This window comes from bacterium, assembly GCA_019695335.1.
Taxonomy (GTDB): domain Bacteria; phylum CLD3; class CLD3; order SB21; family SB21; genus JABWBZ01.
This window is the reverse complement of sequence record JAIBAF010000001.1, coordinates 44,615-69,066: the sequence shown is the minus strand read 5'-3', so window position 1 is coordinate 69,066 and position 24,452 is coordinate 44,615. Positions and strand designations below refer to the sequence as shown.

The 24,452-nt window shown below is 43.0% G+C and carries 23 protein-coding genes; 10 read left to right on the top strand and 13 right to left on the bottom strand.

The features are described 5' to 3' along the window. Positions 1–14: 14 nt before the first annotated feature. The 12 genes from K1X84_00320 to K1X84_00265 form a co-directional block, all read right to left on the bottom strand. A complete protein-coding gene (locus K1X84_00320) occupies positions 15–707 on the bottom strand; it encodes a hypothetical protein (protein ID MBX7150050.1) in 693 nt (230 codons plus the stop codon). Positions 708–722: 15 nt separating this feature from the next. Further along, positions 723–2,720 carry a hypothetical protein gene (locus tag K1X84_00315; GenBank protein MBX7150049.1) on the bottom strand — a complete coding sequence of 666 codons (1,998 nt, stop codon included), beginning with the start codon at positions 2,718–2,720 and terminating at the stop codon, positions 723–725. Beyond that, a complete protein-coding gene (locus K1X84_00310; GenBank protein ID MBX7150048.1) occupies positions 2,717–4,384 on the bottom strand; it encodes a sigma-54 dependent transcriptional regulator in 1,668 nt (555 codons plus the stop codon). Before K1X84_00310 ends, K1X84_00315 begins: the two co-directional genes overlap by 4 nt. Positions 4,385–4,999: 615 nt before the next feature. Beyond that, on the bottom strand, positions 5,000–5,881 hold the full coding sequence (locus K1X84_00305; protein MBX7150047.1) for a hypothetical protein: 882 nt from the start codon (positions 5,879–5,881) through the stop codon (positions 5,000–5,002). A gap of 251 nt (positions 5,882–6,132) precedes the next feature. Then, a complete protein-coding gene (locus K1X84_00300; GenBank protein MBX7150046.1) occupies positions 6,133–8,088 on the bottom strand; it encodes a hypothetical protein in 1,956 nt (651 codons plus the stop codon). 178 nt (positions 8,089–8,266) lie between these two features. Next, positions 8,267–9,163, bottom strand: a complete 897-nt coding sequence (locus K1X84_00295) for a tetratricopeptide repeat protein (protein ID MBX7150045.1) — start codon at positions 9,161–9,163, stop codon at positions 8,267–8,269. A 61-nt stretch (positions 9,164–9,224) separates the two neighbouring features. After that, positions 9,225–9,755 carry an alpha/beta hydrolase gene (locus K1X84_00290; protein MBX7150044.1) on the bottom strand — a complete coding sequence of 177 codons (531 nt, stop codon included), beginning with the start codon at positions 9,753–9,755 and terminating at the stop codon, positions 9,225–9,227. A gap of 14 nt (positions 9,756–9,769) precedes the next feature. Continuing rightward, positions 9,770–10,279, bottom strand: a complete 510-nt coding sequence (locus K1X84_00285) for a nuclear transport factor 2 family protein (protein MBX7150043.1) — start codon at positions 10,277–10,279, stop codon at positions 9,770–9,772. A 151-nt stretch (positions 10,280–10,430) separates the two neighbouring features. Beyond that, a complete protein-coding gene (locus K1X84_00280; protein MBX7150042.1) occupies positions 10,431–11,246 on the bottom strand; it encodes an ankyrin repeat domain-containing protein in 816 nt (271 codons plus the stop codon). A 39-nt stretch (positions 11,247–11,285) separates the two neighbouring features. After that, positions 11,286–11,882 (bottom strand): sulfite oxidase-like oxidoreductase, encoded by a 597-nt coding sequence (locus K1X84_00275; GenBank protein ID MBX7150041.1) that lies wholly within the window; start codon positions 11,880–11,882, stop codon positions 11,286–11,288. A 54-nt stretch (positions 11,883–11,936) separates the two neighbouring features. Then, entirely contained in the window at positions 11,937–12,425 is a 489-nt protein-coding gene (locus K1X84_00270; protein ID MBX7150040.1) for a flavin reductase family protein, read from the bottom strand. A gap of 19 nt (positions 12,426–12,444) precedes the next feature. Then, positions 12,445–13,659, bottom strand: coding sequence for an aminotransferase class V-fold PLP-dependent enzyme (locus tag K1X84_00265; GenBank protein ID MBX7150039.1), 1,215 nt, complete (start codon positions 13,657–13,659; stop codon positions 12,445–12,447). Positions 13,660–13,813: 154 nt separating this feature from the next. Here K1X84_00265 and asd point away from each other — a divergent pair, with 154 nt between their 5' ends. From asd to K1X84_00240, 5 genes are all read left to right on the top strand, one after another. Further along, the gene (gene asd / locus K1X84_00260; GenBank protein MBX7150038.1) at positions 13,814–14,866 is read left to right on the top strand and encodes an aspartate-semialdehyde dehydrogenase; all 1,053 of its coding nucleotides are present in this window, start codon (positions 13,814–13,816) and stop codon (positions 14,864–14,866) included. 18 nt (positions 14,867–14,884) lie between these two features. Next, entirely contained in the window at positions 14,885–16,279 is a 1,395-nt protein-coding gene (lysC, locus tag K1X84_00255) for a lysine-sensitive aspartokinase 3 (GenBank protein MBX7150037.1), read from the top strand. A gap of 7 nt (positions 16,280–16,286) precedes the next feature. Beyond that, a complete protein-coding gene (dapB, locus tag K1X84_00250) occupies positions 16,287–17,006 on the top strand; it encodes a 4-hydroxy-tetrahydrodipicolinate reductase (GenBank protein MBX7150036.1) in 720 nt (239 codons plus the stop codon). Between the two features lie 16 nt (positions 17,007–17,022). Beyond that, positions 17,023–17,910, top strand: coding sequence for a 4-hydroxy-tetrahydrodipicolinate synthase (gene dapA / locus K1X84_00245; GenBank protein ID MBX7150035.1), 888 nt, complete (start codon positions 17,023–17,025; stop codon positions 17,908–17,910). Positions 17,911–18,072: 162 nt separating this feature from the next. Continuing rightward, entirely contained in the window at positions 18,073–19,611 is a 1,539-nt protein-coding gene (locus K1X84_00240) for a glutamine synthetase family protein (GenBank protein MBX7150034.1), read from the top strand. A 7-nt stretch (positions 19,612–19,618) separates the two neighbouring features. Here the strand turns inward: K1X84_00240 and K1X84_00235 are convergent, their stop codons facing one another. Continuing rightward, positions 19,619–20,581, bottom strand: a complete 963-nt coding sequence (locus K1X84_00235) for an LLM class oxidoreductase (protein ID MBX7150033.1) — start codon at positions 20,579–20,581, stop codon at positions 19,619–19,621. 251 nt (positions 20,582–20,832) lie between these two features. On the opposite strand from K1X84_00235, the gene K1X84_00230 reads away from it, so the two are divergent. From K1X84_00230 to K1X84_00210, 5 genes are all read left to right on the top strand, one after another. Continuing rightward, entirely contained in the window at positions 20,833–21,240 is a 408-nt protein-coding gene (locus tag K1X84_00230; GenBank protein ID MBX7150032.1) for a hypothetical protein, read from the top strand. Beyond that, positions 21,237–21,614 carry a hypothetical protein gene (locus K1X84_00225; GenBank protein MBX7150031.1) on the top strand — a complete coding sequence of 126 codons (378 nt, stop codon included), beginning with the start codon at positions 21,237–21,239 and terminating at the stop codon, positions 21,612–21,614. The genes K1X84_00230 and K1X84_00225 overlap by 4 nt, the downstream gene beginning before the upstream one ends. Before the next feature lie 83 nt (positions 21,615–21,697). Further along, positions 21,698–22,705 (top strand): hypothetical protein, encoded by a 1,008-nt coding sequence (locus K1X84_00220; protein ID MBX7150030.1) that lies wholly within the window; start codon positions 21,698–21,700, stop codon positions 22,703–22,705. A 30-nt stretch (positions 22,706–22,735) separates the two neighbouring features. After that, positions 22,736–23,629, top strand: coding sequence for a metal ABC transporter substrate-binding protein (locus tag K1X84_00215; protein ID MBX7150029.1), 894 nt, complete (start codon positions 22,736–22,738; stop codon positions 23,627–23,629). Between the two features lie 69 nt (positions 23,630–23,698). After that, complete coding sequence (locus tag K1X84_00210) at positions 23,699–24,451, top strand: metal ABC transporter ATP-binding protein (GenBank protein MBX7150028.1); 753 nt, start codon at positions 23,699–23,701, stop codon at positions 24,449–24,451. Position 24,452: the final 1 nt, after the last annotated feature.

The following is a 24,452-nucleotide window of genomic DNA, read 5'->3' as shown; positions in this document are numbered from 1 at the left end:
AAAGAGAATACAACTTACCTTTTCAATAAATATTTTTTGGCGGTTTCATTCCATCGGACTATTACCGGTCCGAATTCTTCATTTTTTTGTAACGCCATTAATCGATTCGTCTCATCGAATAAGAATCCATACAATTCAGTTTTTTCATACAGATCAAATAACATTTCTAATCGCGAACTAGAGTAATACTGATTTGGGAACCGGCTTAAAAATCTTTTCAGACTTAAGAGAGCTGCGTCGTAACGTTTTTGATTATAAAACCATCGGATTGCATTCAATCGCTCATCAAGATAAGGGATAGCAACGGATGTTTTTTCCGAGCCGGGAAAACCGTAAGTCAAGCCTACGGCTTGTTTACTCACCGAATCCACCTTCATGGATGGGAGTTGTTCGCCTTCAATCTGCGTCAGGACTCCGACTAAATCGCTCCTGTTCTTGGGAACGACATCTTCCAGAAAAAAATATCCGCGATCAGGCGTGTCATATACGTCGGTTTCTTTATATAATTTTAATTTAGTTTGTTCCTTAGTCAAAACAAACGTCTTGGAAGGCAGCGCCTGTTTGGCTGAAATGGGAATCCACTGCATGGCTGAAGGGTCAAGAAAAAGGCTTTCGCCTCGCTCCAGTTTAACCCATAACGACTGTTGTTGTGCTTCAATGGTGCACACTGCGATGTGTAAAACTAGTAAAAACGTCAGCAATTTCATATCATTCCACTCCTTTTAAAAATCATAAACATGCACGGTGCCTTCGCTAACGCCGTTTTCCTCGATTACTTTTTGATAATACTCCCGCGCGCCTTCACGAAATGCTTTTTCAAAACCTTCTGACAAAGACGTGACTTCGATGGGAATCCAGATTGTATTTTTCCCTGTCATATTTTTTCTGATTACAGTTTGAAATTCCTCCAAGCCCGTTTCCCCTATTCTGTCCGCCTCAAGTCCCGTATCCACAATCAAAAACACGTGCCCGACGCTTCCGCTTTGGGCCGTTGGTAACTGTACACCGGTTTGAGGCCGGATATCAACCACGGCACATTGAATTCCAATCGCCATTAAACTTGACGCAACAAAGACGGCGAGGTCTTCACAATCTCCTGTTTTACGCTGAAGAGTTTCGACCGGATATTGCACGCGATCAACATACACCGTCGTTGTTGGATCGGGCACATATTTGAGGCCGTTGCCAATAGTCGTCAAGAAATTCTGCAAAAATTTTAATTTATCCGACTGATCGCTGTGTTCTGTTTGTCCGATAATTTCGATTAACTTTTCTTTTGCAAAACTCTGTATGATCGGATCATTGGGCGCCGTAAAATATTTCAATTCCCACGTATCTCCATCCCAACTGTGCGCATCAAAAAAAGTCACCGGCAAACTTGATAACACTTGTTGCCTTCCGTCTATTTCCGCCGTCAAATTAATAAGCGCGCGGGAGGACGATTCGCTCAAATCTTTTTCCGAAAGAAAAATAAAAACGGGAATGGTACGGATTTCATCCGGCTCAATCCGAATTGATTCGGTTTGAAACTTGGCGATTCCGTTACTTGATTCCGCAATCAGGCGTACATAGACAGGATTTCTTCCTGTATTCTGAAGATCAATGCTTCCGATCGGGTTGTAGGCATAAAAAGCCCTTTTAGCAATATAGATTGTATTCTGAAATAATTTCATATCCACTGAACGCAAGGGAAATGACTCTTTCTTCTTACCAAAATCATATTTCAAGCCTGCACGAAAAGATGTATGAGGCATTTGAGTACCAAGATCACCGTCCATTCCTGGCGTAACAGAAGACTTCCATTCTTCGAATTGCGAGACATTGAATTTTTTTTCATTATTCCATATTCTCTCGTAACCGATCAAAATTTGTAAAAACGGCGTCACAGAAGTTGTCAAAAATAATTGAACTGCCTGGAAATCAAGTTCACTTATTCCCCGACGATATGCTGCAGAAATTCGAAACGGATTTGCATTCAATCTCCCATCAAACGTCAACGTTTGCATACCCGCTAATTGCCATTCGCTCCGATTAACCGTAGAGAGAACTTCTCCACTTGTATAATTGAATTGAAATCCAAAAAACGGCTTGGTTTTTAAGTTTTCTAAATAATGAGTCGAATCAGGCTTGGATTTTTCCAAAGAGATCGACTGAACACCGCCAAACAATTGAAACCTTTTTAAATGAATGGCCGCCCAAGTATTTAACAAAATATCGAATGAGTGGCGTTGTTTGGAAACAAAATTGACATAATAGACGTCCTCTGTTACCGATTCCAATTCCGGACGTTCCGTTGTTTCTTTTTGAGTATGCAGTTGGACGGACGAATGAAGTTCCCAAAATTTATCCCGACGAGAAAATTGAATTCCTATAGGAATATTGGTCTCATAGTGATCGGCATGCGATTTGATTTTATCTGCATCAATAATTCGGGCACTATCGGGTAGCTGAATAATAAGTGTCCCCGGTAACACATCAAATAATTGGCCTTGGTTAATATTTAAAAACGCATTGAACCCCCATTGGGCACGGTCATAGTTAAAAAACAATTTCGTTCCAGTATAATGGCTTCTTGAAAAAGTGTTGCCCGTCCAATCGCCAATAACAGCCAAACCGGTTTGGTTGCGAAACGGAACATACGCGGTCGTCTCTTCAACCCATTGCGAGTAAGCTTGACAATAAAAACAAGAAATGATCCAGTAAATAATCCAACGTTTCATTTCATTTTCTTTCTTTCTTTTTCAATCATGACCGCAAGGTCGACTTCAAAATTTTTTGGTAAGTTCTTAAACCGTAATCGAATACCCTGATCGTTCTCGTTATTTTTTATTCCATCGGTAATGTGCTGAACTATATAGCCATAATATTCCTCGATCCGTTGTCTTAAGGATTTTTCATTGACGTGGGAATCACCTTTGAGATAAAGCAGCATTTTTTTACGATCGTCGTTGTTTTCATTGTAGGCACGCATTACCCAACCGCGCAAATACTCGGTTACGGTTGTCCGGTGTAAATCCAAATCATTGGCTACGGCCGAGATACTACGATGCTTGAATTCATACTTCCGGAAAGACTGTAAAATCTGATCGGCCAATATATCTGAATTTTCTTTCAATTGTGTCACCGGATCGATAAGTTCAAAATCGTCCGGAATTATAAACTTTCGTTGGCGCATCCGGGCATTGATAACGGCTCGCTGGATGGCAGAACGTAGTTGCCGAACATTTCCGCGCCAGACTTGCGTAGATAACCACTCAACTAGCGCGGGAGAAAATTGAAGTGATGAATCCAGTTCAAATAAAAACTGCCTAAAAATCAGTTCAATATCCATCCTACGTTCACGCAACGGAGGAATCTCAAAATGAAACCCGTTGAGACGATAAAAAAGATCTTCACGAAATTTTCCTTTTGCAATAGCGTTAGCAATATCCTGATGCGTCGCCGCAATGATTCGAACATTAACAGCAATTGGTTTTACTCCGCCTACTCGTTCAAAAACACCTTCTTGTAAAACACGCAGAAGTTTAACTTGAAAAGCAGGGCTGGTCTCGGCAACTTCATCTAAAAAAAGTGTCCCCTCATCCGCTGCTTCAAAACGTCCGATCTTTTGTTGTACTGCCCCAGTAAAAGCTCCTTTTTCATATCCAAAAAGCTCGGCTTCAATCAAGTTTTCATTCAGTGACCCGCAATTCACGGCAATAAACGTTTTCTGTGCCCGTACAGAACGCTGATGAATAAATTGTGCAAGCTTTTCTTTTCCGGTTCCTGATTCGCCTATAATCATTACCGGTAAATCGGATTTAGCAACCTGATCGGATTTATTCAATATATCCGCCATTGGGGAATTACGGTGAAAAAAAATCCCGGAAGATTCGCAAATTCCATCCATTTCAAGCGGCTGAATTTGATGGGATAATTTTTCGTAATAATTCAATTTGTAGCGCAAATCTTCTACTTCAGATAATGAAGCATGCGTAGAAAGCGTCCGTGTAACGGCTTCATTTTGTTTCTGTCTTCTATTTGCAATGGGTATTAACATCAAAATGATTCCAGGTAAAGACGTTCCATACCAAAAAGATTCAAAGTAAATTTTTGTTAAAAGTAAAAAGATCAATGTGAGCAACCACACACCTACGGACAAAGCCCCCCACAATATTACTTTTTTCTTGAAGAACCAACCTGCCAAAACGATCCAAGAAATGGCAAAACAAAAAAACACTTTCCACTCTGACCACAAAATCTTGTAATTTCTGTTTTCAATTGCTGCAATCGTTTGAATCTGAATTTCAGAAGTTGACATTGAAAGCCCGTTATCACCAACGACATACGACGTTACGCCGGGATAGTCCAGATAGATAATAACATCGCGATCTTTACAATTCACTTCACCGCGTATCGCCTGGATTAATGTGTAACCAGCCTGTATTGATCGCTGAGGGAATACAGTTACTATGTCATTTGATGAAAGATGAGAAACAAAAAAGTCTGGAAGTGTGCGCGCACCATACTTGTATTGAATGCCATTATGATCAGCTTTTAATCCATCAGAAAAAGGATGATATAATCTATTTTCAGAAATATTTTTTCCTCCCAAAATTAGATTAGTTTCAGCATCAGTTAAAATATAAACGTCCGGATAACTAATTAACTGTTCATAAAAAAAATCATCTGATTCTGGATGAACTAAATCTGTTTTGACAAATGCTAAATCTATAAAAATCCGTTTTGCACCAGCGGTTTTGAGATTTTGAAGCGTAATGCCATACCATCTTCGCGTAATCGGCCATCCACCAAGTTGTTCAATATCTCCGGACTGAATGGATATTGTTTCAAACTTTGATGAGCTTTCACCTGCTTTTAAAAAAGGATTTAAAAAAAAACAGGTCGCGAAACAGATAATAATAGAGATATTTTTTATAACAGTGCCTCTCATAATTTTCAGATAAAGAAATGAGGACAGCGAAAAATTTTTTTTTATTTTTCGCCGTTCTAACTAAGTTTACTCAGTCAATGTTAGATATTGAAGCCAATGATAATTGGCATAAACAACAGGAAGGTAATATTTTTTGCCGCTGATACTCTTATCCGTACATTCAATTGTCTGAATAACTGATCGATCAAAAGCCATGAAATGAAAATTATCATGACCATAAAGGCTGTATAAGGCTTGTAATTCTTCTTTGGGAATGATAATAATGTTGGTAGATTCGGTAACTTCAAAGGTTCTCCAGTTATCCATACCTTCACGCCAGATACCAACTCCACCATGGTGTAGATCCCCAGAAAGATGGATGGTTAGATCCTCGGTGATATCAATAGTTTGATTAGCTCCAATATTTTGAAATGTTATAACGGGATGAGTGTTAAGGGTTTCATTCACATTGTTTATCTGAGATGAGTTTGCAAAAGTGACATTGGGCTGGTTTTGAAATGTTAATCCTAATGGAATAGGATTTGGAAAATGGTTTCCGAATATTGAATGATAAAAATACATTCCGCTTGCAATACTATCGCTACGCAATTCAATGGGAGTGCCTCCAATGGTGGCATCCCCAAAATTAACAAATTGGTAATTTTGATTATCGACAATTCCTAACGATATGTAAAGCGTCTCATCATTATAGGACGGTGCGTCAGTTTTCGAATAATAAATTGTAAGTGCACTATCATATCTTGGAAGTTCTTTACCAGTGTCCTCTTCGGGATTAGTTGACAATTTTTGATTTGAAATAATCAATGTTTGGTTACCATCTCCTGGCTCGACAAGATTACCTTTCTTTTCACATCCAATAAAAAACAACAGCATAATTGTTGTCAATAACAACAATGCCGTACCTATCAGCTGATTTGTTAATAATTTTTTTTCATTTCTCAAAATCATGATCATACTCCTTTATGCTTTGAAGTTGGCCAAGTTTGACTGCTGTAAAGAAGCTATGAAAATTCTATGCCACGTATTTATCAGTAAAAAATTCAATGAGTTGATAACGTTATAAGTGTATGGAACATGCTCCTAAAGTGTATAGCGGCACAGTCCATACACTTTATATCAAAGTAAATTATAATAATCAATAAAAAACCCCGCGAATATCTTCGCGAGGTTTTTTTATTGGCTGCTATGGAGGAAATAATTTAGAAAGCGTAATTGATTCTGAAATTGACCTTATACGAACTGTTTTTCACTGATATGTTTTTAGCTACATCGATTCTGAAAAAATCACTCTCATCGCCGAAACCAACGCCCAAATCCGTTTCCATATCGTTCAGATTCACCCCTTTTGCTACATCGCGATAGCTGAATATTTTATTATTCCAGGCATAGCCGGCATCCATAAACAAAATCACGCTGAACGGATCGAGCAAGAAAATTTTATCATCGCTGAATCGACCGGAACTGATTCTATATTCTACATTAGCCAACGCCATCTGGTTACCGGAAAACTCTTTGAAGTTATGCCCGCGCAACGTCGAAATACCGCCCAGGTAAAATAATTTTTGGGCCGGTACGTCACCTGTCGCCGCACCTGCCATTACTCTGACATCAAGATTTTCCCAACGGCTCAATGGCTGATACCGGGCAGCTTGAATCGTGTATCTTGCAAATTGAAAATCTGAATTCAATTTGTCCAAACCTTTTTCACCGCGCGCTTCAAACTTCCATCCCCGACGTTTGGTTATTTTACGCTTCCAATGATATTCGGATAAATTATTAAATTCGGCAGAGCCGGAAACCGTCACCATGGTACCTTCATCGATCGCAGGATTGATTCGAAAATCTTTTTTTGGTAAAAACAGCCCCCACCGAATTTCATTCGGCAACGACGAATATTCATCGGTATTGTAACCCGCCGTTAATTTCAAATATGGATTCAGGTTTTGACTGGCATGAAAGCCATAGCCACGCGTACGATAATAATCTCTATAATCGTTCTTGAACAATAAAGCATTGAACATATTTTCATAATGCCCGACCAACCAATCGTCCTGTGTTCCGGTCAAATCGTGAAATTCTCCTCCAACTTCAAAACGGAAAGCTCTTCCCCAAAATTTGTCCAACCCTAATTGATAATTAAATTTACCTCGGCTGAAAGCGTATCCCAATTCACCGTAAAGATTAAATGGTTTGTTCTTATATATTTTGTGATTCTTTTCAATTTTCAAACCCAAATACGCTCCGTCAACGCGATTGTAATCAAATGTAAAATAATTCGTTTTGTATTTTCTTTGAAAGGTTTGAATTTCATCGGTAAAATCTACATCGGAAAAATCATCCCAACGATTGTGTTTATTCTGCCAATCATCGTCGTCGGACGATTCTTCCTCATCGCCCGAGTTTTCGTCTTCCCAGTTACGATTCCACTTTTGATTTTGATTTTCATTCCAATTTTCATCCCGATTCCAATTTTCATTCTGATTCAAATTTTCGCTTTCGTTCCAGTCCTGATCCTCGTCCCAATCCTTTTCTTCCCATTGCTTCTTTCTATTCTTCCTCATTTCGCGTTTGTAGCGATTGTTGAATTCGGCCGTGAATTCATCCTGCCGGGCCTTCATTTGTTCAGCCAATTGGCGCATCTCTTCGCTCAGTGACTGCATATTGTCATGGATCGATTCTATTTTATTCTCGTCAATAACCGGCAATTCAGGCAGTTCCGGTTTTTCAGCCAGTGGAATGACCAACCGCGTATTACCGACGTCATTCAAATCCTTCCAATCGATTTCGTCCTGATTACCTTCAACTTGTTTGGCGTCTTCAACAATAATTTTTCCATGAATGACTACTGCATTTTTAATAATTTCGCCTTCACCTTCCAAAACGATATTACCATTAGCTACGACCACGCTGCCATTGAGTGTACCGGCAATACGGAGATTACCGTTAACAACCAAAATGTCTTTATCGATTACACGGCCGGACTTCATTTCGTAGTCACCTTGGACGATCATGAAATTTTTTGAATTAGAAAAATATTTCTTTCGGATTTGGTCGATAACGTCGTCATCAACGACACTGGTCTCATTGTTCTGGGCAAATCCTCCGCCCGCAGCCAGACAAAGGACCAACAGGTAAAACAATCGGGATAGTTTCATGATTCCTCCTTGCATGGAACGAAATATATTCTGAATCTTTATCTAAGAACGGAAGTAAATAGAAATTCTCGCAGACATAAAATCATACGTATGGCAATTTTAAAGTTTCATGTTTTTTAAGGATTTTTTTGGAAAACAGGAAGATATAAGGCAGGAAGTAAAACTTTATGCAGTACCGTTATTTCGCATCAAGTTCTTTTAAATTTTTTTCGGCATTGTCCACGCCGGATTTGTATTGAATTGCTTTCGATAGTTCTTTGGCTTCAATAAAACAGTGACGGGCACGAGTCAGATCTTTTAGGCTTTTGTGGGCTTGGCCCAGCGATAGCAACGCAATGGCAACAACGCGTTTGCTGTCGAGCTGACTGGCCAGTCTGTGCGCTTTATCAAAGTACTCCAGCGCTTCCTGAACGCGATTCATCTCTAACAGCACATCGCCCACGCTCAGGTATGAAAACGGAAGATAAATTTTAAAACCGATCTCTTCGCGCAATTTCAGTGATTCAGTAAATAGCTCCAAAGCTTCTTCCAATTTCATTTCCTTCTGCATCAAAAACGCGATATGCCTCGTGGCATAGGACAATTCAAGTTTGAATCCATTCTGGCGTGCTATGGATTCTGCTTGCCTGTAAAAAGGCAATGGATCGGCGCTTTGACGGCGCTCATGAATGATACCGCTATAGAAAATGGCTTCCGCTTCGCCGCGTGCATCACTAATTTTCCTGCTTAAAACCAAACTCTTCTGAAAGAAATCCGCAGGGCGATCATAATCACTTTCGCCACGGTTATATCGCATGGCATAGTAAGTAAACCCCAGCCAGGTATTCATTTCGGCTTCTTCGCCAAAATCGCGCGTAGTGTCAAGCAATTCCCGGGCTTCGAACAACGACGCCAACGCTTCTTCATAACCTACGTTGGATGTAAAACTTTGAAACGCGTACATCTTACCGCGTTTGATGAGAAGCTTGGCATGAGTCAATTTATCCGACCGATCAATTTTCAAAAGACACGAATCCAGTAATTTAACCGATAGATCCAGGCGCCCTTCGTAAAAATGTGTCTCTGCTTTTTGCATAACACTCTGAGCTGATTCGTCGGAGATAACGAAGAAACTTATTATAACCCATATCAACATATTAGTGCCCGTTATTTAAAATTTTTAAATTTTCGAGTAACACATGGCCTTCATTCCAAGCGCCGTAGCCATCAGCTGTCGCAATATGCCCGGCATTCACGACGCTTTTAAAATCACATCCCCATGAATCGGCAAAAAAATTTGCCCGCTCTACTGTTACCAGCGGATCGTTGGTGCTGGCTACAACCAAACCAGGAAATGAAAATCGCTGAAGCTTGACCGGATGGAATCCACGAATAGCAGAAGGAAAGTTAGGTTCGTCGGGATCAGAGGGAGCGACTAACATCGCAGCGAAAACGTCAGCATGGAACTGCCCTGCCCACCATGCTACAGTATGACATCCGAGGCTGTGCGCAACGAGCAGAATTGGTCCTTGAATCGCCAGAATAGATTCATTCAGCGCACTCACCCATTCATCCCGCTCCGGATGATCCCAATCGCGTTGTTCCACGCGGCGATACTCCGGATGATGCAGTTGCCAAAGACTCTGCCAGTGGTCAGGGCCTGAGCCGGTATATCCCGGCACCATCAGCACGGTCGGACGATTCAAAAAGACTCCCGAAAATCACTTTTGGCAAATTCATCGCGAGCAGAAGCCGATGTCGCAACCCGTTGCCATTTGTCTTTCTCTTTTTTGTAAATGGACAACCACGAGCTCCGGAAAGCAATTTCTTCTTCGGTACCGTCTTTCTTACGTTGAATGCCGCGAACCTTGACTTCGCCGATCAACCAGGCCGATTTGCCGTCTTCGGAAATTTCAATAATCGGCGAATTGACATCCGTCACTTCAAGAAATCGCGTATTTTTTAAATACTGATCTAGACCGGGCGCAGCTTCTTGTTTCGTCCTGATCTTTACTTCCCCGTTACCGATTGAATACCACTTATCGGCCGATGAAGCGAGAAATTTAACAGCATCGTGGTCGAAATGAGCCTGATTGACCGCTTTGTACAATTCTAAAATTGACGCTTTTTCCTTCTCATAATCGATCTTTCTTCCACATGCTGACAGATTTAACAACACCCCCAGGAACATGAAAATTGTAAAAAATTTCATTTATCCTCCTGCTTGAAGACTGAAATACAATGCGATGGGTAAAGAGAGAATTAGGTGCTTGAACAACAATGCAATTTAGCAATTTACAATTGCGCAATATACAATTACGGAATATGCAATTAAAGTTTCAAAAATTTGGGGTATTTTTGGGTTAATTTTTAACCGATCGTATCATTGCCGCAATATCCGGATGTCCTTTGTTTTCTGCAATTTGTGCCGCTGTTTTGCCTGATTTGTCCTTTGCTTTTGCATCGACTCCTTCTTCTAAGAGTAATCGCACGGCAGAAGCACGGCCATATTCGGAAGCAAGCATCAGAATCGTTTTACCGTCCGGAGTCAACGACATTTTATCTCCGCCTTTTTTTAACAAAGTTTTTAATATCTCCGGCTTGCCTTTGATCGCCGCCTGCATGAGCGGATTAAACTGAAACCGATCTTTGACGTTGGGATCCGCTCCATTTTCCAGCAGAAGTTCGACGATATTGCCCCGATCCAATAATACAGCAAAAGTCAAAGCCGTTTTCCCATCAATGTCTTTGGCGTTAATGTCAGCACCGGCCGCGATCAAATCGGCTACCAGTTCACGCGGAGCATACCGCGCGGCATACATCAAAGCCGTCTGTCCGTTGGTCGCCCGGGCGCGGACATCACCGTTTTTGGCAAGGAACATCCTAACGAGTTTGACATGACCTTCACGGGCGGCAATCATCAATGGCGTTGAGTTATTGAGTTCATCCGTAGCATTCGAATCATTACTTTTCGTAAAACGGATGTTAGGATCCATGCCCGCATTCAAAAACATCCCAACGAGAATGACATCACCTTTGCGAACGCGTTCTAGGAAAGACTGATCGGTAAATTCAACGCCAAGTTTTTCAAGTTCCTTCCTTGCCGTTTCTCTTCGATTGCGGCACGCGCTGGCTGTCAGCATACATAAAACAATTAATAAAAAAAATTTTAGTCTCATAAATCCTTTTACCGGATGTTCATTTAAAATAATGAAATTTTATTTTTCTTCCCAATAGCGTTCTTCTTTCCATTGATCGGCGCTGTTACTATAACCGTTGCGTTCCCAAAATCCTTCACGATCATTGGCCATCAATTCAATGCCACGAACCCATTTAGCGCTTTTCCACGCATACCGTTTCGGCACAATCACCCGCATGGGCCCTCCATGTTCGATAGGCAATGACTCACCGTCATGCCGGTAAGCCAACACCACGTCTCCATCCATCATGACTTCGAGCGGCAAATTGGTCGTATACCCGCCGTAACAATGTTGCATTACAAATTTCGCTGAAGGTTTCACTCCGGCTAATTTTACAATCTCACTAAACAGCACGCCCTCCCATCGATTATCCAGCCGGCTCCATGTCGTCACACAATGAAAGTCAGCAAACACTTCAACCTTGGGCAAATCCATAAATTGATCCCAATTCATTATGATTTTTTGTTCAACCTCTCCAAAAATTTCCAACTTCCATTCTTTAGTATCAATACGAGGCGTCGGCCCGTAAGTAAGAACAGGAAATTTTTCTGTTTGATATTGTCCTGGCGCAATGCGTTCCGCCCTTAGAGTATCTGACGATACAATTTTTTTCATAGTAATTTAAAAGTTATTTTAAGTATTGATTTGACTTGGTTATAATACATTGATTTATCCTCCATAATTCCATCCCGTATCGCGGAGCAGCAGCAATTCCTCGTTATTTTTTAATAATTTTGCATCCGTTACTTCCGCGATGATCACATCGTGATCGCCTTTTTCGCTTCGATCAACCGTTTTGCACTCAATATAGGCGGCGGCTTCTTTAAATACGGGCATGCCATTTTCAGTAAGTTCGAATTCAAAACCATTGATAGTATTGCCGGCAATTTTAATCTCTTTAAAAAATTTTCCGGCCATTTCTTTTTTGCTTTTTCCAACGAGATTCAGAACAAAAACCCCGCTTTGCCGTACTGCTTCGTTGGCCCAACTTTCTTTTCTGAGTGCGAGCATGATCAATGGCGGTTCAAAGGAAGCTTGCGAAACCCACGTTACGGTCGATGCGGCGTACGGCTTGGGTTCAGTCTGATCATGACCACGGCTGGTTAGAATGAATAAACCATAATGAAATAATCGCAATATTTTTTTCTTATCGGACAAGCGTAATTCCTTTCATTTTTTAAGCAGACGAAGCGGAATTCAAAATTGCCATTGCCTGTGACAACCGTGAAACGGCATAAGCTATTTCTTGCTCTGTATTGGTACGGCCAATACCGAATCGGATCGAGCTTCTGGATATGTCATCATTTAAGCCGACGGCTTTTAATACGTACGACGGTTCACGGGTTGCGCTCATACAGGCCGAACCCGTTGATACGGCAATTTCTTTTGCCGCCATCATCAGATTATCCGCCGGAACCGATCCGAAACTCATATTCAAATTATTCGGCAGTCGTTGAATTCTTTTAGATGCTTCTTGTGCCGTTCCGTAGGATCGAAGCACCGACTCGGGTAAAATATCAGGGCCATTTAATGAACATTCCGGAATGTGTGTATGCAAACCTTCAAAAAGTTGATGACGAAGCCGGACGTATTTCCAAAAATTTTCTTCGAATTCCATGCGCGCAAGTTCGGCTGCTTTGCCCATCCCAACGATACCCGGAACATTCAAAGTACCCGAGCGCATGTTATTCTCATGACCGCCGCCGTCCATTTGCGGCGCAATTTTAACGCGGGGATTTTTACGACGAACATACAACGCGCCAACGCCTTTCGGCCCGTAAATTTTATGCGCCGAAATTGACGCCAGATCAATCCCCAGTTCATTCACTTCCGCATCAATTTTTCCAAATGATTGTGCCATATCGGAATGAAGAAAAACGCCACGCTCACGGGTAATTTGACTGATTTCTTTCAAATGCTGGATCGTACCGATTTCATTATTCGCCATAATAACGGATACAACAAGCGTTTCATGCGTAATGGCTTTTTTAATATCGTCCGGGTCAACAAACCCTTGTTCATCAACGGGCAAAATAGTAACGGAATAACCGAATTTCTCAAGATGTTCACAAACATCCAATACGCATTTATGTTCGATCGCGGTCGTTATCAAATGCCTTTTTTTTTGTCCGTACATTTCGGCTAACCCTTTGAGCGCCAGGTTATTCGATTCGGTCGCGCCGCTCGTAAAAACAATTTCACTCGCTTCGGCGCCGATGCACTCCGCGACGTGTTTGCGTGCGATCGTCACGGCTTCTTCGGCTTCCCAGCCAAAAACATGCTGACGGCTCGCGGCGTTGCCGAAGTGCGTGGAAAAATAAGGCAACATGGCATCGAGAACGCGCGGATCAACCGGCGTAGTCGCGTGATGATCGAGATAAATGGACGGCATCAGTTTCGTAACGCAAAGTATGATCGATTATTTCAAAACGCGGCTGAATGTAGGTAAACGCATTTCTAAAATCAAGCAACCGCTTCGGGCACAATGTCTCATTGACATTTTTAGTGAAAACGTATATTTTGTTTTCAGTTAAAAAAGGAAAGACATGAATAAGATCAAAGCAGCCGTATTGGGTGCAACAGGCATTGTCGGACAACGGTTCATTCAGTTACTCGATCATCATCCGTTTTTTGAAATCACCGCGTTAGCCGCTTCTGAAAAATCGGCAGGAAAAAAATACGGCGACATCGTCCAGTGGAAACTCGATACTCCGATCCCCGAGCGCATTGCGGACATGACTGTACAGTCTTGCGAACCGTCACTCGATGCCCGGATAGCTTTTTCGGGCTTGGATTCCTCCGTTGCAGGTGAAATCGAATTAGATTTTGCAAGCCACGGTTATGCCGTCGTAAGCAATAGCAAAAATTATCGTATGGCTGAGGATGTTCCGCTGATATATCCCGAAATCAATGCCGATCATCTCGCACTCATTGACGTTCAGAAAAAAAATCGCGGTTTCAAAGACGGATTTATTATTACCAACTCCAACTGTTCGATCATGGCGTTTCTGAATATTATTCATGTGCTTGACCGCAATTTCGGCGTCGAGAAAATGACGGCCGTGACCATGCAAGCCATATCCGGCGCCGGTTATCCCGGTGTAGCCTCAATGGACGTTTTAGGCAATATTGTTCCTTTCGTCGGCGGCGAAGAGGAAGAAAAAATTCGTACCGAACCTTTGAAAATCCTTGGAAAGTTAAACAAAGAGCGTATTGAATTTTCTAAAATCGTGATCAGTCCTTCGGTCAATCGCGTTCCTGTTCTTGACGGTCATCTTGCGTCGGTATCCGTCAAACTAAAAAAAACTACCACTGTGGATGAAATCAAACAGCGGTTACGCACTTTTAAAAGTGTACCTCAGGAACTGGAATTACCCTTGGCGCCCAAAAGGCCGATCATCGTTCATGAAGAAATTAACCGGCCTCAGCCGCGATTGGATATCCATCTTGAAAAAGGCATGGCGGTTTCCGTCGGCCGTATTCGTCCGTGTGAAGTTTTAGATTTTAAGTTTACTTGTCTTGTCCACAACACGATCCGCGGAGCGGCCGGAGCGGCCGTACTTAATGCGGAATTACTCTACGCAAAAAAATTATTATAACTCATCTTCCGGTAATCTATGATCGTCATGAAATTCGGCGGAACGTCGGTTCAGGATGCGGCGGCTATCCGCTCCGTCATCCATATTGTTCAAAATAAATTATCCAAACGACCGGTTGTTGTCGTGTCGGCCGTTGCCGGTGCGACCAACCATTTATTGGAAAGCGCCCGTCTTGCCGTAGCCGGACAGAAACATAACGCCGAAGCGATTCTAAGAAAATTGCACGAGCGGCACTCCGGTATTACGGCAGAGTTGATCCATCAACCCGCCGAACGGGAAAAAGTTGACGCGTTTCTGCAGATGACATTTGATAAACTGCAAAGTCTTGTCGACGGTATTTCGCTGCTGGGCGAACTCACGGACCGCTCGCTCGATATGTTTGCGGCACAAGGCGAATTATTATCTTCAGTGATCATTGCGGCCGCATTTCGTGAAACCGGAATCGATACGGCTTGGCTGGATATACGTGATGTGATGTTTACAGATAATCAATTCACCGCCGCAGTACCGGATACAAATTTATTGAAAACACATTCGGTAAAACACATGAAGCCTGCTTTGGAAAAGGGAAAATTAATCGTGACGCAGGGATTTGTAGGTAATACCAAAGACGGCATTACAACGACGCTCGGACGCGGCGGATCGGATTATACAGCGGCTTTGCTCGGCGCTGCACTCGATGCCGAAGATATTGAAATCTGGACGGATGTAGACGGCGTGCTCACTTCGGATCCGAAAATGGTGAACGGAGCTAAACGAGTGAAAGTCATGACTTTTCAGGAAGCTTCAGAATTAGCTTATTTCGGCGCGAAAGTTTTACATCCGGCTACGATCATTCCGGCCGTTGAATGCAATATTCCCGTACACGTATTCAATACCAAAAACCCGGCATCATCCGGCACGTTGATTACCGCGAAACATGATCGCTCGCTGGAAGGATTGAACACGTGCGTCATTAAATCGATCGCCTACAAAAAAAATATTACGATTCTCAACATCACATCGACGCGCATGTTACTGGCCCACGGATTTTTGTATTCGATTTTCGAAGTATTCAAACGGTTGAAGATTTCCGTCGACGTTATTTCTACCACTGAAGTCAGTGTTTCATTGACCATTGATTTTTCAGATCGCCTGGAAGAAGCGGTTGCCGAGCTTAGACGTTTTGCTCAAGTTGCCGTCGAGCAGGAACGTGCTATTGTATGCCTTGTGGGCGAACAAATGCGCTACACGCCCGGCATTGCGGCACGCACGTTTAACGCGATCCGTGACGTCAATATGAACATGATATCGCAAGGCGCTTCGGAGATTAATCTGACTTTTGTGATCGCGCAATCCGATGCTGACGCTGTCGTCAGACGTTTGCACGATGAGTTTTTCTCCGGCCCGCTTCCATCCGCCATTTTCGAATAGGTGCACTATGAATATCGTTCTGATTGGTTACGGAAAAATGGGAAAAGAAATCGAGCGCATTGCGTGCGATAAAGGACATTCGATCATTGGTTCATTCTCAAAATCGCGCCTGATGTCTACCGATAAAATTTCAAACGCAGACGTGTGTATCGATTTTTCATCTGCGGACGCGGTAATCCAGAATGTAACAATCTGTGCTCAAGCTCAAAAACCCATTGTGATCGGAACGACCGGATGGAACACTCATCTCGAAAAAATTAAAACGATCGTACACGAAAAAAATATCGGGCTTTTGTACGCGTCTAATTTTTCCATAGGCGTTAATGTATTTATGAAAATTGTAGAAACCGCCGGAACATTTTTCAATCATTTTGAAGATTATGACGTTGCGCTGCAGGAAATTCATCATCATCAAAAAGCCGACAGCCCAAGCGGAACCGCTCTGAGTATTGCTGAAATTCTTCTGCGGCAAATTAATCGGAAAAAAAGTATATTAACGGCGAAGACGGAAGGAAAAATTTCCCCGGAACAGCTTCACGTCACTTCCATTCGTACGGGCTCCGTTCCGGGAACGCATTCCGTTTTGTTTGATTCACCGGCTGACAGTATTGAATTGATCCACACGGCACGAAATCGCAGCGGATTTGCTTTTGGGGCAGTGTTAGCTGCGGAATGGATTTGTAATAAAAAAGGTTTATACACATTGTCGGATATGTTGAATTTGTAAAACAAGCAGGGTACCTATGAATATTGAAAAGCTTAGAGGCAGCGGCGTTGCCATCGTAACGCCTTTTTTAAAAGACAGTAGCATTGATGAAAAATCTTTGCGACGGTTGGTTGACTTTCAAATCGACCAAGGAACGGACTTTCTTGTTCCCTGCGGCACGACTGGTGAATCGGCCACAATGGACGCCGACGAACGAAAACGCGTCATTCAAATTGTCATCGAGCAAAATAAAGGACGTATTCCGGTCATTGCCGGCACGGGAACCAATGCGACAGCGACCTCAATCAAATATTCCGAGCAAGCCCAGTCACTCGGTGCGGACGGCGTTTTACTCGTCGGACCGTATTACAATAAGCCGACACAGGAAGGTTTTTTTCAACATTTCAAAGCTATTGCCGAATCCATCTCAATTCCGGCGATTGTATATAATGTTCCCGGGCGCACCGGCAGCAACATCGAGCCTAAAACTATTTTGCGGCTGACGGAAATTAAAAATATCATCGGCGTTAAAGAAGCTTCTGCGAATTTCGGGCAATTTATGGAAATTCTGAATCATCGCCGAAAAGATTTTCTGGTATTATCCGGCGATGATGCGTTGACACTGCCGATGATGGGTATCGGCGCCGACGGCGTTATTTCCGTTGCAGCCAATGTGATCCCAAAGACCATGGCAGAAATCGTAAAATTTGCGCGCCAAGGCAATTTTCCCCAAGCACAGGAAATTCATTATCGCTATTTAGATCTGATGAATTTGAATTTTATCGAATCCAATCCGATTCCCGTCAAAGGCGCGCTCGCGATGATGGGAATGATCGAGGAAAATTATCGCCTTCCTCTCGTGCCCATGCAGGACGCCAACAAACAAAAAATGCGCGCAATGTTGTCGCATTTAAAGCTGATATAAAATCCACATTAGAGAACACAGAGTATTTATTTTTTAAAACTCAGCGACCTCTGTGCTCTCCGGTGTCAACTTCCCAACGCCCCAAACCTGACAAGAATCATAGTTTTTCCCCGTCTGTCTTCTTATTTTCTATCGGTTTGATTTTACTTAGCCGGAGAAATTATGACGCCATATTATGCTTTGTCGAACCCCATTTGCAGGATCGTTGAAAAAAATCCGGATCAGTTTACACGGGCCGATCTGATCAACGTCATTGAACGTAAGCACATCGAACGGATTACATTTCATTATACGGCACTGGATGGAAAGCTCAAGGAATTGAAATTACCCATCACTTCGAGGGGCCATGCGGAAAGAATCCTCGCCGAAGGCGAACGCGTTGACGGGTCGTCTCTTTTCAAAGGCATGGTCGACGCGGGATTGTCCGATCTCTACGTTGTTCCTGTTTATAAAACCGCCTTCCTCAATCCTTTTGACGACAACAGCCTTGATTTTGTGTGCCGTTATATCACGCCGGACGGGCAATTAGCGCCGTTCGCACTGGACAATATTCTGCACAATGCTTATGAATTATTCAAAAAGAACACCGGACTCGAGTTGTACGCTCTTGGAGAATTGGAATTTTTCCTCCTCAGCCCTTTGAACGATCCTATGTATCATGCTTCGAAACAAAAAGGTTACCACGCGTCAGCACCTTTCGTCAAAAACGGCCCTGTTCTCAATGAAATGATGCGCCACATCGCCCAGATCACAGGCGCAGTAAAGTATGCCCATAGCGAAGTCGGTTACGTGGAACATGTGTTTAGTCATTTGGAAGAGATTCGTGGACGACAGGCGGAACAACTGGAAATAGAATTTTTACCCACGGCAATTACCGACGCTGCAGATCATTTAATCGTTGCGCGCTGGCTGATGCGTAATGTGGCGCACAAACATGGTTGCGTCGCGACATTCGCGCCGAAAATCGAAGAAGGCGTGGCGGGTAACGGTTTACATATCCATATGGAAATACGGAAAAACGGTCGTAATATCATGCGCGATGCCGACGGCCATTTATCGGTCGAAGCAATAAAACTTATCGGCGGATTATGTACGTATGCCGATTCGCTGACGGCCTTTGGCAATACGGTCGGATCATCTTATCTGAGACTCGTTCCCGATCAGGAAGCGCCTACCCGCGTATGCTGGAGCGACCTGAATCGCAGTGCGATGATCCGTGTACCTCTCGGATGGACTCAAACGCACCACCTCGCCAAAACCGTCAATCCGCAGGAATCGGCATTAAGCACCAACGGCGCCAACGGCCAGACGGTTGAATTGCGTACGCCGGACGGAAGCGCGCTTATTCATCCTCTCCTTGCCGGAATTACTTTGGCGGCGGACTGGGGTCTTGCGCATCAGGAAAGTATTTCTTTTGCAGAAAAATTATACGTGAAGGGCAATATCTTTAAAGATAAAAGCCTTCTTGAACAACTGCCCGTGATTGCGAAAAATTGCGTCGAGTCTTCAAAAATTCTTAACGATAAAAGAAAATTTTACGAGCGTGAATCCATATTCCCGTCCAGCGTGATCGACTATATGATCAAACTGCTCCGAGCCGAAAACGATGAAATCCTCCACAAATCGTTGAACGATCTTCCACCGGATGAACGCCTCAGTGAAACACGCAAAGTTCTGCACAAGGATTTGCACCGCCACTGAAAATCACTTATCCACCGACAGCCAGATGAACGTGATTTTCACTTCGACTGTTCGTGTGAACGGCTGGAAAATGGGGAACTACGTACTCTATTAATTCATCCAGTACCTCATCGGCTGGACGGCGGCCATATTTTAAATTCAAAATCACGTGGTTCACACCAATCATTTGAAGATGTCCTAATAGTTCCGTCAATCCATTTCTTCCTATCCGATAACCTAAATGAATTGGTGTTGCCGGATAATACGGGTCTTCATTCAAATCAATATATAAGGATTGCCCGAAAGGCAAAAAAGCGCCGGGCTTTTCGGCATCAACAATTTTCCTCCACTCATCGACAACATTTTTTTGAAGAGTTACGGGCCGCGGATACATAAACCACCCATCACCGTTTTGAGCAATCCACGATAATTCCTGCTGGCTTTGGCCTACGATCATTGTCGGAATCGACGACGCAAAAGGCTTCGGCACGAGATCCGCCCCGGCCATCGCTCCATAGTAACTTGAAATCGTCGGATAGGTGACCGACAAAGATTGTCTGAACACCCGTAAATGTTCCCGGAATAAATCGCCTCGGAATTGCATCTCAACGCCAAATGCCGGAAATTCGACAGGCCGGTCACCCGAAGCAATTCCTAAAACCAAACGCCCTTTGGACAATTGATCGACTGAAGCCGCAGCTTTTGCCGTGTGTAGAGGATGGCGGATCGGCAGAACGATCGCTCCCGTAGCCAAAGCTATCGTGGACGTTTGAGCTGCAATGTATCCAAGATAAACCCACGGATCAAAAATCTGCCCGATGTCACCAAATTTCGGATCGCGCAGCGGAACATCACGAAACCACAAAGCAGCCATACCGCCAAGTTCTGCCTGCTTAGCTAAATTAACCTGATTATGCATGGTCGGTTGATCAAGCGTAAACGCTTCAATCGGAAAAAAAACACCTAATGTAAGATGATCAGGTGTAAACATTCGACGAAAACCATCGTTCTCATGAAAACTACGTTCAACATTATGTATCAACATAGAATAATTTTCCTTTCTTGGACAATATATCGCAGTATCGGCTCCAATTATTCCTGATAAAATATTTTTTTAACCGGGACTGTCCTTAAATCATGAAATTTCAATCTTGTTTTTTTGCCCCAAAAATTCCCTTGTTTGTGGAAAACATTTTTTGTACTCTAATGGCAACTCAAAAACAACTATCGAGAGGACGCGCCATGAAAAACATTGTTGGAGTTTGTTTTACTTTATTAATTGTATCGGTTTCAACGGCTTTCGCCCAGGATTTGGCCAAACTTGATCCCAATACCGCGACGGATGTTCTCGATAAATTAGGCAAAGAACATTACGCTAAACTGGTGAAAGATCACGAAGCCAAGCTCGCTGAATTAGAAAAGGCCGGCACTCAAATCATTAAAGCCGATATTACGCTGACCGTCGTCAAACCTACTCCAATAGCTTTCGCATGGCCGGTTTCAAGCGGTCAGAAACTCGCCGATAAGTCAAACGTCGCTCGTTCTCCTTACGTCATGACACTCTATCCCACAAAAGATCTTACCGGCAAAGATGTTGCGCAAAAATGGCAGATTTCGTACGCTACCGGCACCATTAAGGCCATTGAATGATCCTCGCCGGCTTGCGACATACCCGGGCTTTGACGTGGCCCATTGCGCTGGTTTATTTATGCCTTGCATGTTCCTCTACGTTTGCCTTTTTTCACCGGCATCAGGTTACGGTTGACGCCGAAAGTGTCAAACCGCATGCCGCCAAACATGAATTACATGAATCCGGATGTGAAGAACATCTTACTGCCGGATTTGATTACGACCATCATTGCATTACATGTAAAAATTCTACTCAACGGTTTCTATTACCTCTTAATGCATGGATTCCGGTTAAAAATGAGTTTTATCTCTCCTTTCTAACCCACACTTCCCGCATAGCATTTTCAAAACCATTTCTTACTTCAGCTCCCGGACGCGGTTCTCCCCTAGCCTAATTTTTTATTCGTTTCCACATTGCGGTCCTCATCACGTTTTAAACAAAACGGGATTTTTTTATTCATCAAGGAAAGAAAAACTTATGAAAAATTTGGTCGTTCTTTGTTTAATATTTTTTATCGGCTATCGTCCATCGTTTTCACAAACCCAGGTTAATCCTGATATCAGCGTCATTCCAGATTTCAGGACTTCATGGCACAACGAACCCGGTACTGAGGATAAGAACCACTTGAATTTCAATCTTGAAGAAGTTGAACTAGCCATTCAAGCTCCACTGAATCCGTATGCACGAGCGGATGTTTTTGTCGCTTTTACAGGTCAAGAAGACGAACCGGTCGATATTGAAGAAGCGTATTTTACAATTCTCAAAGGCCTTCCACTGAATTTCAATATTAAAGGTGGAAAATTTCTCGTTGACTTCAGTAAACTCAACTCGGCACATCCGCATGCATATCCTTTTGTGTACAGACCTCTTTATCAGTCGAATTATTTCGGCGATGAAGGATTGAAAGACGAAGGCGTTGAATTTAACACACTGCTGCCTACAGGTGACGTCTATACTAAAATCAGCGCGACTATCGGCACAGGCAATAGCCTTGACGGCGAACGAAATAACTTATTCTATGCAAGCCGGATGAACTCGTTTTTCACCTTATCGGATTACACTGTACTGGAAACCGGTATCAGCGCCGCAACCGGCATCAGTGATAGCACTTCTAAACGGTTTAAATATTTAAACGGCGATCTAAAATACAAATGGCGTAAAGATCAATACACCTCATTTACGTTATGGGCTGAAGGACTGTGGAGCCGTTCGGCAGGACTAAGTACATGGGGATTTTATACGGCGGCCAACTATCAGTTCAAACGGCGTTTTGAAATCGGATCGAAATTCGATCTTTCGCAAACGATCGACAACAAGGATCTTACGCGAATGGTTTCGGTCAATTTTAATTTCCTCCCAGTTGAAGAAACGTTGGTATTTCGTCTCGTCGTATCGAATACCAAACCCGAAGGCTCAAAATCGTTTAGTGCAGTGATGTTGCAGACTGTTTTTTCACTCGGCCCTCATAAAGCGCATGCGTTTTAATCAAAAATTAAAATTTGAAAGAGTAAGGTTATGAATAAAATATTGTTGGCTGTTTTTTTTAGCATTTTTTTTGGTTTTAATGTTTCCGCACAAATTCAGATTGTCACGAGTACGACGGATCTCCAATCCATAGCCGACGCGATCGGTGGCGATAAAATTCAATCGTCGAGCATCGCACGCGGTAGCCAGAACATTCATATGGTTGAAGTGTTACCCAGTTTCATGCTGCGCATCAAAAAAGCCAAAATGTACGTTAAAATCGGTATGGGCCTGGACATCTGGGCTGATCCGCTGATTGATGGCGCGCGTAATTCAGATTTATTAATTGTCGATTGCTCCAAAGATATCGACAAGCTCGACGTTCCGACATTCAAAGTAGATGCCAGCCATGGCGATGTGCATCCGTACGGCAATCCGCATTACTGGCTCGATCCCGCGAATGGTACGATCATCGCTTCGGAAATTTGCGATGCCTTGTGTAAATTGTCGCCTTCCGATGCTCCTTTTTTCAATGAACGGTTATCGCAATTTAAGAAGCTGACGGAAATAAAAATTGCCGAATGGGCTAAATTGATGGAGCCTTATAAAGGTTCTCAGGTAATCGTATACCATGACGACTGGCGCTATTTCGCCCGAGCATTCGGGCTTGATATAGTCGGCTTCGTCGAACCTAAACCGGGACTGGAGCCTACGCCGTCGCATTTATACAAATTGACGAACCTTATTAAATCGGATAATGTTAAACTGATCGGATATCAGCCGTATTTCAGCGATCAGGCTCCCAAATCGCTGGCATCGCAAACGGGCGCAAAAGCCATCAAGCTTGCGACGTCGGTCGGTTGTATCGAAGGCGTTTATACGTATTTTGACATATTTGACTATAATCTGAAACAAATTGTCGCCGTTCTTAAAGGCGTGAATTGACAAGACGAAGATCGTTGTACGTAGAGCGGACACTGTTCCGCTCTACATGATTTTAATCAAGGTGTAATCATGGAAAAAAAAGCTCTGATCGAATTAAAAAATTGTACTCTCGGCTACGGCTCCAAAACCGTTTTGCAAAACATTGATTGTACGATTTTCGAGAATGATTTTATCGGGCTCGTTGGCCCAAACGGTTCCGGCAAAACAACTTTTCTTCGCTCTGTTCTGGGCATTTTAAAACCTATCAGCGGAACCTGTGTCCGGAATTCAGATCACTTGGACTTTGGGTACGTTCCGCAGAAGGAACATCTCGACACGATCTTTCCTTTCTCGGCTTTGGAAGTCGTGTTGATGGGTACTTATAAAAATATTGGAATGTTCGCTAGTCCCAGGCGTAAAGACCGTGAATGGGCACGAGAATGCCTCAAACACGTGGGCATTGAACATCTTGAAAAAGTTTTATTCAAAAACTTATCCGGCGGACAAAAACAACGCGCATTGATTGCACGGGCATTGGCTACGAGACCGAATATTTTGATCCTCGATGAACCGACTAACGGTATGGATCTGATTTCGCAAAAATCAATTCTTGATCTCATCGCTGAATTGCACGTCAAAGACTCGCTCACGATTATTATGGTCAGTCATTTGCTTAACGAAGTAGCGAATTACGTGGAGAAAATTGTACTGGTCGAGAACAATGCATTCCAGGTAGGCAGCGTGAGTGAAATTCTTTCAGGTGCTAATTTATCTAAATTATATAACATTCCCGTTCACGTCGACACGTTACGCGGACGCAATGTGATTCAAGTCGGAGAATAAG

Excerpts from the sequence above, each read along its gene's own strand:
- lysC (MBX7150037.1), top strand. The coding sequence starts at position 14,885 with ATGATCGTCATGAAATTCGGCGGAACGTCGGTTCAGGATGCGGCGGCT.
- dapA (MBX7150035.1), top strand. The coding sequence starts at position 17,023 with ATGAATATTGAAAAGCTTAGAGGCAGCGGCGTTGCCATCGTAACGCCT.
- K1X84_00240 (MBX7150034.1), top strand. The coding sequence starts at position 18,073 with ATGACGCCATATTATGCTTTGTCGAACCCCATTTGCAGGATCGTTGAA.
- K1X84_00215 (MBX7150029.1), top strand. The coding sequence starts at position 22,736 with ATGAATAAAATATTGTTGGCTGTTTTTTTTAGCATTTTTTTTGGTTTT.
- K1X84_00210 (MBX7150028.1), top strand. The coding sequence starts at position 23,699 with ATGGAAAAAAAAGCTCTGATCGAATTAAAAAATTGTACTCTCGGCTAC.
- K1X84_00230 (MBX7150032.1), top strand. The coding sequence starts at position 20,833 with ATGAAAAACATTGTTGGAGTTTGTTTTACTTTATTAATTGTATCGGTT.
- K1X84_00220 (MBX7150030.1), top strand. The coding sequence starts at position 21,698 with ATGAAAAATTTGGTCGTTCTTTGTTTAATATTTTTTATCGGCTATCGT.
- K1X84_00295 (MBX7150045.1), bottom strand. The coding sequence starts at position 9,163 with ATGCAAAAAGCAGAGACACATTTTTACGAAGGGCGCCTGGATCTATCG.
- K1X84_00300 (MBX7150046.1), bottom strand. The coding sequence starts at position 8,088 with ATGAAACTATCCCGATTGTTTTACCTGTTGGTCCTTTGTCTGGCTGCG.
- K1X84_00235 (MBX7150033.1), bottom strand. The coding sequence starts at position 20,581 with ATGTTTACACCTGATCATCTTACATTAGGTGTTTTTTTTCCGATTGAA.
- K1X84_00320 (MBX7150050.1), bottom strand. The coding sequence starts at position 707 with ATGAAATTGCTGACGTTTTTACTAGTTTTACACATCGCAGTGTGCACC.
- K1X84_00265 (MBX7150039.1), bottom strand. The coding sequence starts at position 13,659 with ATGCCGTCCATTTATCTCGATCATCACGCGACTACGCCGGTTGATCCG.
- asd (MBX7150038.1), top strand. The coding sequence starts at position 13,814 with ATGAATAAGATCAAAGCAGCCGTATTGGGTGCAACAGGCATTGTCGGA.
- K1X84_00305 (MBX7150047.1), bottom strand. The coding sequence starts at position 5,881 with ATGATTTTGAGAAATGAAAAAAAATTATTAACAAATCAGCTGATAGGT.
- K1X84_00280 (MBX7150042.1), bottom strand. The coding sequence starts at position 11,246 with ATGAGACTAAAATTTTTTTTATTAATTGTTTTATGTATGCTGACAGCC.
- dapB (MBX7150036.1), top strand. The coding sequence starts at position 16,287 with ATGAATATCGTTCTGATTGGTTACGGAAAAATGGGAAAAGAAATCGAG.
- K1X84_00315 (MBX7150049.1), bottom strand. The coding sequence starts at position 2,720 with ATGAAACGTTGGATTATTTACTGGATCATTTCTTGTTTTTATTGTCAA.
- K1X84_00275 (MBX7150041.1), bottom strand. The coding sequence starts at position 11,882 with ATGAAAAAAATTGTATCGTCAGATACTCTAAGGGCGGAACGCATTGCG.
- K1X84_00225 (MBX7150031.1), top strand. The coding sequence starts at position 21,237 with ATGATCCTCGCCGGCTTGCGACATACCCGGGCTTTGACGTGGCCCATT.
- K1X84_00285 (MBX7150043.1), bottom strand. The coding sequence starts at position 10,279 with ATGAAATTTTTTACAATTTTCATGTTCCTGGGGGTGTTGTTAAATCTG.